Source organism: Streptomyces sp. NPDC086989, from assembly GCF_044745505.1.
Taxonomy (GTDB): Bacteria; Actinomycetota; Actinomycetes; order Streptomycetales; family Streptomycetaceae; genus Streptomyces.
In genome coordinates this window covers 262,582-275,619 of the sequence record NZ_JBIVAL010000007.1, presented here as the reverse complement: position 1 = coordinate 275,619, position 13,038 = coordinate 262,582, and the positions used below count along the sequence as shown (strand labels likewise).

The window sequence follows — 13,038 nt, the reverse complement described above, 5'->3', positions numbered from 1 at the left end:
AGTCATCTTGTCGGAATGGCTCGTCCTGTCCCTCGCGATGGCAGCGGCTTGCGCCGTGGTGCTGTCCATCGCCTTCTTCAACCAACGGCGGATCGGTGAGGACGACGATCCCAGCGAGACCCCGGACGTCATCGAGTACATGACGATGATGATCGGGGTGATCTACGCGATCGTGCTGGGCCTGGCGATCGCCGGCGTCTGGGAGGGCCGCGGGGCCGCCCAGGAGTACGTGCGCCAGGAGGCACAGGCCCTGCACGAGATCAGCGTCCGATCCGAGGTCTACCCGGCCGAGGTGCGCAAGAGGATCCGGTCCGACGTCGACGCGTACGTGACGTACGTGGTGGACACGGAGTGGCAGCGGATGGCCGACCAGGGCGAGCTCACGGACCGCAGCGGGCAGCTGCTGGAGACCATCCGCCGGGACGTCACCGACTACGAGCCGCAGACCGACCACGAGGGACAGGCGTACCAGCCGCTGGTGGACCAGGTCGCGCTGGTCGACGACGCGCGCAATGCCCGCGGCCAGAGCGCGGGAGCGACGATGCCGGGGGTCGTGTGGTTCGGGCTGATCGCCGGGGCGCTGGTGACGGTGGGCCTGGTCTTCACCCTGCAGATCCGCCGCTCGTTCCGGGAACTGCTGCTGGCCGGCCTGTTCAGTGCACTGATCGCCTTCCTGCTGTTCCTCATCTGGGACTTCGACGCGCCGTTCGGGCGGGGCGTCGCGGCGACCGCCGAGCCCTTCCTCGCGCAGTTCCCGCATCTGCCCCTCGGCGGCTGAGGCTCCCGACGGGCGCGCCGGGCGCGCGGCCGAACCTGGCCCGCCGGGTACGCGGCCAAACCGGGGGCGGGCTCCGCGTCCCCGGTTCGGCCCACACCCGTGCCCCATTCGCCCGTTCCTGATCGCGGGGCGCGGCGCCCGGACCTAGCGTGGCGGACATCGAGGCGCACGACCCCCCACGTGCGGAAACCGTTCCGCGGCTGCTCCTCGGGGATCCGGAGAACCAACCATGGGTGCGATACGTACCAACGCCACAGCCCTGCTGAGCGCCGGCGCCACGGGTGCCGTACTCGCGCTCGGCGTCCTCGGCGCGCCCTCCGCGACCGCGGCCGAGGCCCAGCCCATCACCTCGTTCGGCTTCGCCATCACCCCGTCGACGGTTGCCCCGGGCGGCCAGACGGTGCTCTCCGTCAGCGGCTGCAGCGCGGCCTACGCCACCGTCTCGTCCGGGGTCTTCGACACCGTGAGCATCGCGCGCGGCAAGACCGCCCGGGTGACCGTCGACCGGGACGCCCGCCGCGGGGCCGTGTACTCCGTCTCCTTCACCTGCAACGGGGAGACCGGTTCGGCGGACCTCACCATCACCGGCGGCACCTCCCGGCCGACCACCAGTTCCACCTCGACCGCGATCGGTTCCTCGACGGCCTCCCGGGGCACCTCGCTCGGTGTCCGCGGAGGCCTGGGCGGCAGTGTGGCCGGGATGGATTCCCGTGAGCTCGGCGCGGGCGCCGCGCTCTTCCTCGCGGCCGCGGGCGGCACGGTGTACGTCCTGCGCCGCCGCCGCGCCTCCCCCCGCGGCCACTGACCGCGCCTCACGGGCAGCCCGGAGCGGAACACCGACCGCCGGTCGCCCCGAGTCCCGGCCGGGACTCGGGGCGACCGGCGTTTCCCGGGCTGCGCAGCGTTGCGACCGGGGCGGCCGGTCGTCAGGCCCGCCCGCGCAGCGGACGGCGCCTGCGCATCACGTGGACGCCCGCCCCCAGGGCCGCGACGCCGACGAGGCCCGCCCCGATGGCGGTCTCGGCGGTGGACGGGCCGAACGAGCCGCCGATACCGCCGTGCGCGCCGTTGCCCGCGAGGATCGTGAACCGGTGCGTGGCAACCAGGCTGTTGTCGTTGCACTTGACCGACAGCGTGTGGTTACCGGGTGAGGCGTGGTTGAAGATCCGGACGGTGGCGAAGCCGACGGAGCCGGCCGACAGGTTGGTCTGCGGAAAGTTGCCGGGCGACCAGACCGTGCCGCCGTGACGGCAGCCGGCTGCGCTGACCTGCATCGTCGAGCCCTGGTGCACGTTGTACGGGTTGACGGTGACGTTGCTCGGACCGTTGCCGGTGTTGCTCCCGTTGCCGCCCGCGGGAGAGCCGCCCAACGGGTCCGACGGGTTCGCGCCGGCGAACGGGGTGCTGAGCCCGACGGCTACGCAGGCCGCCGCGGCCACGGTGAGGGCGCGGAGAACACGCATGGTGGAACCTCCAGCGGGAAGCGCCCCGGAGCGGTCGCCCGGGAAGATCGACGAGAACGCCTCCCAGTCGAACCCTCAGGGCGGCTGGCACCCAGCGCATTTCCAGGCTTGGGCCGCAAGGTTGAGCGACACGCCGGGACACGCCGAGGGCGGCTGACGGATCCGCAGGTCACGACCCGTCAGACATTTATGTGACGAATACCTGGATGGACGCACCCCTTCCGGCCCCGCCACCCGTTCGCCCTTCAGCGATCGCCGTCTTGCGCAGGCAGCCTTAGCGTGCGTGGGGAAGGGCGTACAGGGGTGGGACAAGAACGCGGGTCGGGACCCCCGCGTCGGGAAGGGAGAGCCATGACCGAGGACGAGAGCGAGCAGCCACCGAGACGACGATCCCCCTGGGGCGTACTCGCGCTGGTGATGCTCAGCGGCCTCGCCATGATGCGCAACGGAGCGGACGTCGGTGACGGGCCGCCGCAGCCGACGGCCGCGGCGGCCGTCGGCGTGCCCGCCGAGCAACTGCCCGCGGATCCGCCGGGACCGGGACAACAGCCCATGCAACAACAGCAGCAGCCCGCGGCGCCGGCGGAGGTGGCGCCCCTGGAACACTCGTCCGTCCAGCGCATCCGCATCCCCAACATCAAGGTGGACGCCCCGGTGATGCCCGTCGAGCTCGACGCGCAGGGCTGGATCCAGGCTCCGCCCCCGCAGGACCCGAACCTGGCCGGCTGGTACCTCAACGGCATCTCGCCGGGGCAGCGCGGCTCGGCGGTGATCGTGGGCCACGTCGACAACGCGAGCGGCCCGGCGGTCTTCTACGGCCTGGGCGCGCTGCGCAAGGGCAATCACATCGAGGTGGAGCGGTACGACGGGCGCACGGCGGTGTTCGAGGTGTACGGCGTGGAGGTCTTCTCGAAGGAGACGTTCCCCGGAGCCCGGGTGTACGGGGACACCGGGCAGCCGGAACTCCGCGTGATCACCTGCGGCGGCGGTTACTCCAAGGCCCGGGGCTACGACGGCAACGTCGTCGTCTTCGCCCGGATGGTGCAGGTCCGCTGAGCGACGGCGGGCCCGCCGGACCGGGCGGGCCCGGCCGGGCTCAGCGGGGCGGCAGCGCGGGCAGGGTCATCCGGTAGCCCCGGCCCAGCAGTTGGGGCAGGTAGGTGCTCACCGCCCGGACGCTCTGCGAGCGGTCGCCGCCCGCGTCGTGGTTCAGCACGATCACCCCCGGAGCCGCGCCCTTGAGGACGTTCGAGACGATCGTGTCCGTCCCCGGCTCCGTCCAGTCCAGGGTGTCCACCGTCCAGGCGAGCGGTTCCATGCCCAGTTCGGCCCCGATCTCGAACGCGGCCCGGTTCCACGCCCCGTACGGAGCGCGGAACCACACAGGCGCCTCCCCCACGGCCTGCTGGACGACCTCGCTCGTGCGGGCGATCTCGGAGGCGAGGGCGGGCCGGCTGAGCGTGGGGATGAGCGGGTGGGTCCAGGTGTGGTTGCCGATGAGGTGGCCCTCGGCGGCCATCCGGCGCAACAGGTCCCGGTTGTCGGTGGCCATCTCCCCGCAGACGAAGAACATGGCACGGACGTCGTACCGGGCGAGGGTGTCGAGGATGGCGGGGGTGTAGCGGGGGTCCGGCCCGTCGTCGAAGGTGAGCACCATGGCGCTCGCGGTGCGTGCGTCGGGGGGAAGCTGCAGGATGGGCCGGGTCCGTACGGCGGGCTTCGCCGCGGGCGGGCGCAGCGGGACCTCGGAGGTCATGGGGCTAAGCCGGTACGCGGCCTGCCCGGGCGCCTGCGGACGCAGGGCGCGGACTCCGCCCGGTCCGGCGGCTCCGCCGGGTCCCGGCTGTCCCGGCGCCGGGCCGCCGGCGGGCGCGGCGCCGAGCCCCGCGCCCGGTGCACCGCCCGCCGCGCTCTGACCGGGTGCGCCGGTCTCGCCGCCGGTGAGCAGTCCGGAGGCTGCGGCGATTCCGAGGAAGACGGCGGTGCGCAGGAGCATGCGTCGCCCTACTGTCGGCTCGTCATTTTTCATTATTACTACGTATCAACGACATCCCCGCAGATGTCGAGAGGCGCGAACGGGCGGGCTTCCCCTCACCCGATCAGCCGCGCCGGACCAGCGGGAACGGCAGCGTCTCGCGGATCGTGAGGCCGGTGAGGAACATGACCAGCCGGTCGACGCCGATGCCCAGCCCGCCGGTCGGCGGCATCGCGTACTCCAGCGCGTCCAGGAAGTCGTCGTCCAGTTCCATCGCCTCGGCGTCGCCGCCCGCGGCGAGCAGTGACTGGGCGGTGAGCCGGCGGCGCTGTTCCACCGGGTCGGTCAGCTCCGAGTAGGCGGTGCCCAGTTCGGTGCCGAAGGCGACCAGGTCCCAGCGCTCGGCGAGGCGCGGGTCCCTGCGGTGCTGCCGGGTCAGCGGTGAGACGTCCGTGGGGAAGTCCTTGTAGAAGGTGGGCAGCTCGGTCTTCTCCTCCACCAGCCGCTCGTACATCTCCAGCACCACGTCGCCGCGGGTGTCCTCGGGTGCGTGGGGCACCTTGGCCCGGTCGCAGAGCCGGCGCAGGACGTGCTCGGCGGTGTCGGCGTCGACCTCCTCACCGAGGGCCTCGCTGATCGCCCCGTACATCGTCTTGACCGGCCAGGGTCCGGAGATGTCGTGGACGACGAGCTTGCCGTCCGGGCCTGCCTTGTGGGCGACCGGCGATCCGAAGGCGGCGGTCGCGGCGCCCTGGATCAGCTCGCGCGTGAGGTCGAGCATCACGTCGTAGTCGGCGAAGGCCTGGTAGGCCTCCAGCATCGTGAACTCGGGGTTGTGCTTGTAGGAGACGCCCTCGTTGCGGAAGGTGCGGCCCATCTCGAAGACCTTCTCCAGGCCGCCGACGCACAGCCGCTTCAGGTACAGCTCGGGCGCGATGCGCAGGTACAGGTCGAGGTCGTAGGCGTTGATGTGGGTGCGGAAGGGCCGGGCGTTGGCGCCGCCGTGGATCTGCTGGAGCATCGGGGTCTCGACTTCGAGGTAGCCGCGGTCCAGCAGTCCCTGGCGCAGCGCCTGGACGGCCGAGGAGCGGGCCCGTACCACCTCCCGTGCCTCGGGGCTCGCGACCAGGTCGAGGTAGCGGCGCCGCACGCGCGCCTCGGGGTCGGCGAGACCCTTGCGCTTGTCCGGCAGCGGGCGCAGGCATTTGCCGGTGAGCTGCCAGGAGGTGACGAGCAGGGACGGCTCGCCGCTGCGGCTGGCGCCGACTTCGCCGCTGGCGACCACGTGGTCGCCGAAGTCGACCTGGGAGGTGAAGGAATCCACTACGCCGGGGCCGCTCTCGTCGCGGGTGAACATCAGCTGTACGTCCCCGGACCAGTCGCGCAGGACGGCGAAGACCACGCCGCCGAGGTCGCGTACGAGCATCACGCGGCCGGCGAGGGTGGCCCGTTGCCCGGAACGGGCGCCGGGCGGCGGTCCCGGGTGGGCGGCCAGCAGCCCGGCCACGGTGTGGGTGCGCTGGGGGATGCCGACGGGGTACGGGTCGGTGCCGGCCGCCCGGATCCGCTCCATCTTGTCGTGGCGGACGCGGACCTGTTCGGGCAGCCGCTCGGCCCGCGCCGCCGTTTCGGCCTCCACCCCCACGAGGTCCAGTCCGAGGGAGTCGATGGGGGGCAGCCCTTCGGTGCTGGCGGGCGCGGTGACGCCCCGGGCGTGGCCGTTGCCCCAAAGTTTGCGCAGGCTCGGCACGGAGACGAAGCCCTCGGCGATGCCGGAGGCGAGGCTGACCCGGGCGAGCGAGCCGGCGTCCTGGTAGCAGAGGAACCGCGGGTACCACTCCGGGCCGTACTTGACGTTCGAGCGGTACAGGGCCTCCAGCTGCCACCAGCGGGAGAAGAACAGCAGCAGTCTGCGCCACAGCTTCAGGACCGGGCCGGCGCCGATCCGGCCGCCCTCCTCGAAGGCGGAGCGGAAGACGGCGAAGTTCAGGGAGATCCGCCGCACCCCCAGGCCCGGGGCGGCGGCGCACAGCTCGGCGACCATGAACTCCATGACGCCGTTGGGGGCGGCGCGGTCGCGGCGCATCAGGTCCAGGGAGATGCCGTCCCTGCCCCAGGGGACGAAGGACAGCAGGGCGATCAGCTCGCCCCGGGCGTCGAAGGCCTCGACGAGCAGGCAGTCCCCGTCGGCGGGGTCGCCGAGCCGGTCCAGGGCCATGGAGAAGCCGCGCTCGGTCTCGGTGTCGCGCCAGGTGTCGGCACGGTCGATGATCCACTGCATCTCCTCCTCGGTGAGGGCGGAGTGGCGGCGGATGACGGTGGTGGCTCCGGCCCGCTTGACGCGGTTGACGGCCTGGCGGGTGACGCGCATGTCGCGGCCGTCGAGGTCGAAGTGGGCGACGTGCAGGATCGCCTCGTCGCCGAGCTGGAGGGCGCTGAGTCCGGAGCGGGCGTACGCGGTGGCCCCCTCCTCGGAGGCCCCCATGACGGCGGGCTGCCAGCCGTGGCGGCGGGCCACGGTGAGCCAGGCGTCGACGGCCGGGGTCCAGGCGGCGGGGTCGCCGACCGGGTCGCCGCTGGCCAGGCAGACGCCGGCCTCGACGCGGTAGGTGACGCCGGCCCTGCCGTTGGGGGCGAAGACGACGGCCTTGTCGCGGCGCGTGGCGAAGTAGCCGAGCGAGTCACTGCGGCCGTAGGCGCCGAGCAGGGCGCGGATGCGGGGTTCCTCGTCCCCGTGCAGGGCGGCGGTCAGGCGCTGCGAGCGGAACAGCGTGGAGGCGGCGTTCAGCAGGGCGAGGGCGCCGAACAGGCCGAGGAAGAAGGAGAGCGGCCGGGGCGGCTGGCCGTCGAACTGGCGGGGTGAGACGAGGCCGCCGAAGACCTGCCGGGCGGCCCAGTCCAGCCACTGCCCCTTGGGGAGGGTGCCGGGGAACAGAGCCACCAGGCCCCAGCCGAGGAGCACGGCGGCGAGCAGGCCGAGGCCGAGGACGAGCAGGGCGCGCCAGAAGGCGCCGGGCCGGGAGGCGGCGTAGAACTCCTTGCGGGCGGCGATCAGGATCCCGAGGGCGGCCACGGCGAGGGCCATGGAGGGGCCGCCGATCCAGTAGTACTCGTCGGCGATGATCAGGACGTCGACCAGGACGAGCAGGGCCAGATAGGTGACGACGATCCACCAGGCGACCTTCTTGCGGGTGCCGAGCGCGGCGGCGAGGAGGAAGAGGAAGACGGCGTAGGCGAGGTTGGCGCTGACGGGCACCACGACCGCGTCGAGGAAGCGCACGACGTGCCGCAGGAGGTGGCGCAGGGTCGGGGAGAGCGCCAGCAGGGCGCACAGCAGTCCGAGCGTTCCGAAGAACGCGGCGAACGCGTCGGGCACCCGGTTGAGGAAACGGTTCCGGGTGCCCCGGGTCTCCTCCACGGTGGCACTCATGGTTCGCACTGTAGGGAGGCCCGCGCCGCCGCGCGCGGCGAAGGACATACCGTGGGGAGGGTGACTGAGCACGTGAACACGGGATTCGAACGCGGTACGGACGGCCCGAAGGTGATCTTGGCCGGGGTGGACGGGTCGGAGTCTTCCCTGCGGGCGGCGGCGTACGCGGCGGGCCTGGCCCGGCGGCAGAACGCACTGCTGGCGCTGGTGTACGTCCAGCCGGTGATGCCGGCCGGGGCCTCACTGGGCGCGCCGGTGGCCGGCACCACCGGTGAGATCGCCGAGGGGCTGGTGGCCGAGATCCGGGAGGCGGCGGAGCGCGTCAAGGGCGTCTACGACGTGCGCTGGCAGTTCCACACCTTCCACGGCGACCCGTACACGGGTCTGGTGAGCGCGGCGGAGGAGCTGATGGCGGACGCGGTGGTGGTCGGTGCCTCCGAGCAGGCCGGGCACCGCATCGTCGGTTCGGTGGCGGTCCGCCTGGTGAAGGCGGGCCGCTGGCCCGTCACGGTGGTTCCGTAACGGGCCGGGGGTCACGTATGCCGGAGGCCACCCAGGGCCGGCGGCCACCCGGGGCGTGCGGCCCCCGGGGCCGGAGGCCCCCCGAGCCGACGGCCACCCGGGGCCGGAGGCCGCCCGAGCCAGCGGTTGCCCGGGGCCGGTGGCCACCGGCCGGTGGCCACCGAGCCGGTGCTACCGGGCCATCGTCAGGCCGTCCTTCGCCGCGCCGCGGCCGAGGACGGCTTCGCTGACGGCGTCCCGCGCGCGCTCGTACTCGTCGTTGCCGGGGTCCTCGGCGAGGGCGGCGGGCAGGTTGACGACCTTGCCGGCGGACAGGTCCATCATCTGGGGGACGAACTCGGCCCTGGTGACCTGCCAGCGGCCACCCGCGGTGGCCGGCGGGGCGAAGGTGAAGCGGCCGATCGAGCCGTAGTTGCCGCGCATGTCCCGCGCGCCCGAGTAGTTGAACATCTCGCCGGCGACCTGGTCGCCCATGCCGTAAATGATCCACGTCCCGTTGACCTTCTCGTAGGCCTGCGGGATGTGCGCGTGCGTACCGAGGATCATGTCGATGTCGGGGCGACCGCCGGTCTGCGAGGCCGTCAGCTCCTTGCCGAGCGAGAGCTGCTTCTCGTCCGGATCCGTCTGCCACTCCGTGCCCCAGTGCAGGCTGACCAGGACCACGTCGGCGCCGGCCTTCCGGGCGGCCCGGGCATCCGCGATGATCTTGTCCTTCTCCATCAGGTTGACCGCCCAGGGCTGTCCCTCCGGCATCGGGTAGCCGTTCGTGTCGTACGTGTAGGCCAGGTGCGCGACCTTCGCGGAGCCCGCCGTGTACAGGGTCGGCGTGGCCGCCTCGGCGGCCGTACGGGCCGAACCGGCATGCTTGAGCCCGGCCTTGTCGAACCTGCCGAGGGTGCGCCCGATGCCGTCCGCGCCGGCGTCCAGGGTGTGGTTCGAGGCCGTGGAGCAGCCGTCGTACCCGGCGTCCTTGAGCCCGTCGGCCACCTCCGGCGGGGACTGGAAGGCCGGGTAGCCGGTGAAGGGTCCGTCGTCCTCCCCGTAGACGGTCTCCATGTGGCAGATCGCCAGGTCGGCGGCCGAGACCACTGGCTTGACCAGGGAGAACATCGGCCTGAAGTCGTGGCCGTCGCCTTCCGCGTCGGCTGCCGCCCGCTTGATGACCGAGTCGTGCGGCAGCACGTCACCGGTGGCCACGAGGGTGAAGCCCTTCGCGGCGCCGGCCCGGGCGGAGTGGGGCCCGGAGCCGGTGGACGGTGCCGGAGAACGGGAGTTGCCGAGAAGGGCGGGCGCGGGGCCCCTCCCGGCGGAACAGCCCGCGGCGGCCGCGGCCAGCAGGGCGGCCGACAGGAGCGTGAGGGCGTGCCGGATGTACGTGGTCATCTGAGCCAGCTCCCATTAGTAGGACTATCTGATCATCTGTAATCCATGGGGGAGGGCGGCACCAGTCGGGTTTCGGCTCCGGGGGCGTCCCGTCTCACCCGGGTGGCCGTTCGCCGCGCCGTTCGACCGTTCACCGCCGGGCGCGGCCGCCCACCGGTCGACCCGGGTGCTTGGGCGCACCGCCGGGACAGGACGGTTCCCGGGGCGCTCCGTGCAGGTGAGGGTGGGTCCGTCGGAGCCGAACGGACCCAGGAAGGAGCCACTCGTGCCCCTCTCCCCCACCCTCCTGCGCACGGACCCCGAGGCGCTGGCCGAGCTCCAGCGCGACCACGGGCGGGCCCTGTTCGGCTTCCTGGTCGGCCTCACGGCCGGTGACCGCCAGCGCGCCGAGGACCTCGTACAGGAGACGCTGGTCCGGGCGTGGCAGCACCCGGAGGTGCTGGAGAGCGACCACGAGTCCATGCGGCCCTGGCTGTTCACCGTGGCGCGGCGGCTCGCGATCGACGCGCGGCGGGCGCGCCTGTCCCGGCCGCAGGAGGTGGACCCGGAGGGGCTGGAGCAGGCGCCCGCGCCCGAGGACGCGGTGGCCGGCTCGGTCACGGCCATCGATGTGCGACGGGCCGTCGGCTCGCTCGGGCCGGAGCACCGCGAGGTGCTGATGCAGGTCTACTTCCAGGACCGCTCGGTCGCCGAGGCGGCGGCGGAGCTCGGCATTCCGACAGGAACGGTCAAATCCCGTACGTACTACGCGCTGCGCGCCCTGAGGAAGGGTCTGCAGGGGTACGGATACGGCCTCGGCGCCTGAACCTCCCGGGGGACCGCGCGGCGAACGAAACGAATACACGCGGACCGGACACAAAACGCATCGAAATCGGCCTCAGAGCGTTCAAGTTGGGTAAACATCCCCCGTTCCGCGCGTCGCTCGGTGAAGGCTCATGGCTGACGACGGGAAGCTCGACGCGCGGGAGAAGGTGGAACGGTGCAGCCCGAGGGTACGAACGGCACCAGTGACGGCGGGCTCGCGGTGCCCATGGCATGGCTCTACGCGGAGTACATCGCCGACGAACTGCTGCGCACGGGACGGCTGATCCCGGTCAGTACCCTGGAGTTCCGCGCCGGGCGGGACACGCTCGCGCTGACGATCTACCTCTCCGACGCGGCCGGCGAGCTCTCCGGGATCCGGGTGGTCTCGCAGCTCGACGAGTGGCTGTCGCTGACGGCGTACGGGCACCCCTGGCGCGACTGGGTGGACACCCGGTTCCTCGCACTGGGCGAGGAGGCCAGGGAGCACGGCCGCGGTGAGGACCCGGACCTCGAACTGGCCCGGGCCGCCTGGCGCTGGCTGGACCGCACCGAACTGTTCGCCACCAACCTCGACCCGGGCCGGCACGACCACGCCGACACCCCCGCGGGCCTGGACGAGAACGCACGGGTGTGGACCCCTGCCTGGCAACTGGGCCTTCCATTGGGCCACTTGGCGATGCACCTGTTCTGACGCCCGGCCCGGTACGGACGTTCAGGACCGCTCAGGCGTCCCGGCGCGGGGCCGGTGCCTCCGCCGGGTCCATCACCAGGCCGGTGAAGTCGGCCTCGTTGCGCTCGGCCCGGGTGACGTACCAGCGGGCGATCAGCCACAGCACCGGGTACACCACCAGGCCGAGGGCCACCCACACCGGCGGCCCCGACGCGGAGCGCGGCAGCGCGAACAGCAGCGGCAGGGTGCCGACGAGCAGCGTCAGGACGCCCAGTGCCCCCAGCCCGGCCCGGAGCTGGCTGCGCATCAGGGCCCGTACGTAGGTGGCGCCCAGGGTGGTCTGTTCGGAGATCTCCGAACGGGCCGGGGTGTGCGCGGGCGGCCGGCGGCGGGCGCCGCGGGGCACACCCGTGACGACCTCGCGCCGGGGCGGCGACGGCTGCTGCTGCTCGGCCATGGGGCCGGATTCTACGCAGGGCCGCCTCATTTGAGGAGACGGGACAGTCTCCGGTCGGCGAGCGGCTTCCCGCCGGTCTGGCAGGTCGGGCAGTACTGGAGCGAGGAATCGGCGAACGACACCGACCGGACGGTGTCCCCGCACACCGGGCAGGGCTCCCCGTCCCGGCCGTGCACCCGCAGCCCGCTCTTCTTCTCGGCCTTCAGGTTCCCGGCGGCCACGCCGTGCGCGCGCTCGACGGCTTCGCGCAGGGTCCGCCGGACGGCCTCGTACAGGTGGGTGACCTGCTCCCCGTCGAAGGAGGCGGCCAGTTTGAAGGGCGAGACCTTCGCCGCGTGCAGGATCTCGTCGCTGTACGCGTTCCCGATGCCCGCGATCACGCTCTGGTCGCGCAGCACGCCCTTGATCTGCCGCCGTTCCGCCGCGAGGAGCGCGGCGAACGCGTCCCGGTCGAACTCCTCGGCGAGCGGGTCGGGGCCGAGGCGGGCGATGCCGGGCACCTCCTGCGGGTCGCGGACGACGTACACGGCGAGCCGCTTCTGGGTGCCCGCCTCGGTGAGGTCGAAGCCGCCGCCGCCCTCCAGTGCGACCCGCAGGGCCAGCGGCCCCTTGCCCGGGCGCGGTGGCCGGTCGGGCAGGGCGTCGTGCCAGCGCAGCCAGCCGGCCCGGGCCAGGTGGGTGACGAGGTGGAGATCGCCGATCCGCACGGCGAGGAACTTGCCGTGGCGGGCGGTGGCTCCGGCCCGCTGCCCTTCGAGGGCGGTGAGCGGCGGGTCGTACGTCTTCAGCACGCTGACCGCGAGCGGGAGGACACGTTCCACGACCCGCCCGGCGAGGTGCTCGTCGAGGTACTCCCTCAGGGCCTCGACCTCGGGCAACTCGGGCATGCCTCCAGCCTGCCCCGCCGCCCCCGCCCCGGCTACCCGAACCGGGAGCTGCGCACCGGGCCGGGTGAGCGGACGGGGTCGCGCGGACCGCTGAGCCATCCGGCGGCCACGGCCGCGGTGAAGGCCCGCAGGGCCTCGTCCGGGTCGGCGGGGGTCCGCCCGTCGCCCTCGTCCGGGGCGGGGTCGGCGGTGACGATGTCGCGGGCGATCTCCTCGGCTGGCCGGGTGTCGGCCGACCGCTCCCCCTGCTGTGCCCACGGTGCGGCGGTGTACTGGGCCAGCAGGCCGCTGACGTCGGCGGGCACGGCCGGCGGGTCGGTCCAGCAGGTGGTGTGCTCGTACAGGACCTGGCCGTCCGCGCGCCCGTGCAGAGCGGACAGGAGCTCGCTGTCGTGGGCGTTCAGGTCGTACGCCACCACGAGGGTGTCCGTGCGTGCCGGGTCGTACGGTACGGCGGGCAGCCCGAGCAGCCCGGCCGCGGCCAGCCCGATGACGTGGCAGGACCGGCCGGGCAGCAGGGAGACGGTGGCCGGGCTGCGGCCGGGCCGCAGGCTGCGCACGGCCCCGGGGAGGTCTCCGGCCTTGATCAGCCGGCGGACGTCGTCAGTCGTCTGGGTCATCGCGATGATCGTCCGGCACCGCGGTGAGCGGCCGCAACGGAATATGTGG

The 13,038-nt window shown here is 73.0% G+C and carries 13 protein-coding genes; 6 read left to right on the top strand and 7 right to left on the bottom strand.

Annotated elements, in window-relative coordinates:
- The first annotated feature begins 7 nt into the window (after positions 1 to 7).
- Together ACIPK4_RS19265 and ACIPK4_RS19260 are read left to right on the top strand one after the other, a co-directional pair.
- The gene (locus tag ACIPK4_RS19265; RefSeq protein WP_054222038.1) at positions 8 to 778 is read left to right on the top strand and encodes a DUF4239 domain-containing protein; all 771 of its coding nucleotides are present in this window, start codon (positions 8 to 10) and stop codon (positions 776 to 778) included.
- A 229-nt stretch (positions 779 to 1,007) separates the two neighbouring features.
- Entirely contained in the window at positions 1,008 to 1,583 is a 576-nt protein-coding gene (locus tag ACIPK4_RS19260) for a hypothetical protein (protein WP_054222037.1), read from the top strand.
- Positions 1,584 to 1,704: 121 nt separating this feature from the next.
- Here ACIPK4_RS19260 and ACIPK4_RS19255 read toward each other — a convergent pair whose 3' ends face one another.
- Positions 1,705 to 2,241 carry a hypothetical protein gene (locus tag ACIPK4_RS19255; protein ID WP_054222036.1) on the bottom strand — a complete coding sequence of 179 codons (537 nt, stop codon included), beginning with the start codon at positions 2,239 to 2,241 and terminating at the stop codon, positions 1,705 to 1,707.
- Positions 2,242 to 2,592: 351 nt separating this feature from the next.
- On the opposite strand from ACIPK4_RS19255, the gene ACIPK4_RS19250 reads away from it, so the two are divergent.
- The gene (locus ACIPK4_RS19250; RefSeq protein ID WP_402314055.1) at positions 2,593 to 3,297 is read left to right on the top strand and encodes a class F sortase; all 705 of its coding nucleotides are present in this window, start codon (positions 2,593 to 2,595) and stop codon (positions 3,295 to 3,297) included.
- 40 nt (positions 3,298 to 3,337) lie between these two features.
- Here ACIPK4_RS19250 and ACIPK4_RS19245 read toward each other — a convergent pair whose 3' ends face one another.
- Positions 3,338 to 4,237 (bottom strand): polysaccharide deacetylase family protein, encoded by a 900-nt coding sequence (locus ACIPK4_RS19245; RefSeq protein ID WP_402314053.1) that lies wholly within the window; start codon positions 4,235 to 4,237, stop codon positions 3,338 to 3,340.
- Positions 4,238 to 4,340: 103 nt separating this feature from the next.
- A complete protein-coding gene (gene lysX / locus ACIPK4_RS19240; protein WP_402314051.1) occupies positions 4,341 to 7,646 on the bottom strand; it encodes a bifunctional lysylphosphatidylglycerol synthetase/lysine--tRNA ligase LysX in 3,306 nt (1,101 codons plus the stop codon).
- 60 nt (positions 7,647 to 7,706) lie between these two features.
- Here lysX and ACIPK4_RS19235 point away from each other — a divergent pair, with 60 nt between their 5' ends.
- Complete coding sequence (locus tag ACIPK4_RS19235; RefSeq protein WP_402314049.1) at positions 7,707 to 8,168, top strand: universal stress protein; 462 nt, start codon at positions 7,707 to 7,709, stop codon at positions 8,166 to 8,168.
- Positions 8,169 to 8,339: 171 nt separating this feature from the next.
- Here the strand turns inward: ACIPK4_RS19235 and ACIPK4_RS19230 are convergent, their stop codons facing one another.
- Complete coding sequence (locus ACIPK4_RS19230; RefSeq protein WP_402314047.1) at positions 8,340 to 9,551, bottom strand: CapA family protein; 1,212 nt, start codon at positions 9,549 to 9,551, stop codon at positions 8,340 to 8,342.
- A 265-nt stretch (positions 9,552 to 9,816) separates the two neighbouring features.
- Here ACIPK4_RS19230 and ACIPK4_RS19225 point away from each other — a divergent pair, with 265 nt between their 5' ends.
- Both ACIPK4_RS19225 and ACIPK4_RS19220 read left to right on the top strand, forming a co-directional pair.
- The gene (locus tag ACIPK4_RS19225) at positions 9,817 to 10,356 is read left to right on the top strand and encodes a sigma-70 family RNA polymerase sigma factor (protein WP_082410299.1); all 540 of its coding nucleotides are present in this window, start codon (positions 9,817 to 9,819) and stop codon (positions 10,354 to 10,356) included.
- 225 nt (positions 10,357 to 10,581) lie between these two features.
- Positions 10,582 to 11,046, top strand: coding sequence for a hypothetical protein (locus tag ACIPK4_RS19220; RefSeq protein ID WP_054222039.1), 465 nt, complete (start codon positions 10,582 to 10,584; stop codon positions 11,044 to 11,046).
- 31 nt (positions 11,047 to 11,077) lie between these two features.
- Here ACIPK4_RS19220 and ACIPK4_RS19215 read toward each other — a convergent pair whose 3' ends face one another.
- The 3 genes from ACIPK4_RS19215 to ACIPK4_RS19205 are packed head-to-tail and all read right to left on the bottom strand — an operon-like array spanning position 11,078 to position 12,989.
- Positions 11,078 to 11,482, bottom strand: a complete 405-nt coding sequence (locus ACIPK4_RS19215; protein WP_054222030.1) for a hypothetical protein — start codon at positions 11,480 to 11,482, stop codon at positions 11,078 to 11,080.
- Between the two features lie 26 nt (positions 11,483 to 11,508).
- Positions 11,509 to 12,369, bottom strand: a complete 861-nt coding sequence (locus ACIPK4_RS19210) for an Fpg/Nei family DNA glycosylase (RefSeq protein WP_402314044.1) — start codon at positions 12,367 to 12,369, stop codon at positions 11,509 to 11,511.
- A 32-nt stretch (positions 12,370 to 12,401) separates the two neighbouring features.
- The gene (locus ACIPK4_RS19205; RefSeq protein WP_402314042.1) at positions 12,402 to 12,989 is read right to left on the bottom strand and encodes a hypothetical protein; all 588 of its coding nucleotides are present in this window, start codon (positions 12,987 to 12,989) and stop codon (positions 12,402 to 12,404) included.
- Positions 12,990 to 13,038 lie beyond the last annotated feature (49 nt).

What these genes read in the sequence shown, in the direction of transcription:
- ACIPK4_RS19260 (WP_054222037.1), top strand. Translation starts at nt 1,008, where the DNA reads ATGGGTGCGATACGTACCAACGCCACAGCCCTGCTGAGCGCCGGCGCC.
- ACIPK4_RS19255 (WP_054222036.1), bottom strand. Translation starts at nt 2,241, where the DNA reads ATGCGTGTTCTCCGCGCCCTCACCGTGGCCGCGGCGGCCTGCGTAGCC.
- ACIPK4_RS19250 (WP_402314055.1), top strand. Translation starts at nt 2,593, where the DNA reads ATGACCGAGGACGAGAGCGAGCAGCCACCGAGACGACGATCCCCCTGG.
- ACIPK4_RS19245 (WP_402314053.1), bottom strand. Translation starts at nt 4,237, where the DNA reads ATGCTCCTGCGCACCGCCGTCTTCCTCGGAATCGCCGCAGCCTCCGGA.
- lysX (WP_402314051.1), bottom strand. Translation starts at nt 7,646, where the DNA reads ATGAGTGCCACCGTGGAGGAGACCCGGGGCACCCGGAACCGTTTCCTC.
- ACIPK4_RS19230 (WP_402314047.1), bottom strand. Translation starts at nt 9,551, where the DNA reads ATGACCACGTACATCCGGCACGCCCTCACGCTCCTGTCGGCCGCCCTG.
- ACIPK4_RS19220 (WP_054222039.1), top strand. Translation starts at nt 10,582, where the DNA reads ATGGCATGGCTCTACGCGGAGTACATCGCCGACGAACTGCTGCGCACG.
- ACIPK4_RS19215 (WP_054222030.1), bottom strand. Translation starts at nt 11,482, where the DNA reads ATGGCCGAGCAGCAGCAGCCGTCGCCGCCCCGGCGCGAGGTCGTCACG.
- ACIPK4_RS19210 (WP_402314044.1), bottom strand. Translation starts at nt 12,369, where the DNA reads ATGCCCGAGTTGCCCGAGGTCGAGGCCCTGAGGGAGTACCTCGACGAG.
- ACIPK4_RS19205 (WP_402314042.1), bottom strand. Translation starts at nt 12,989, where the DNA reads ATGACCCAGACGACTGACGACGTCCGCCGGCTGATCAAGGCCGGAGAC.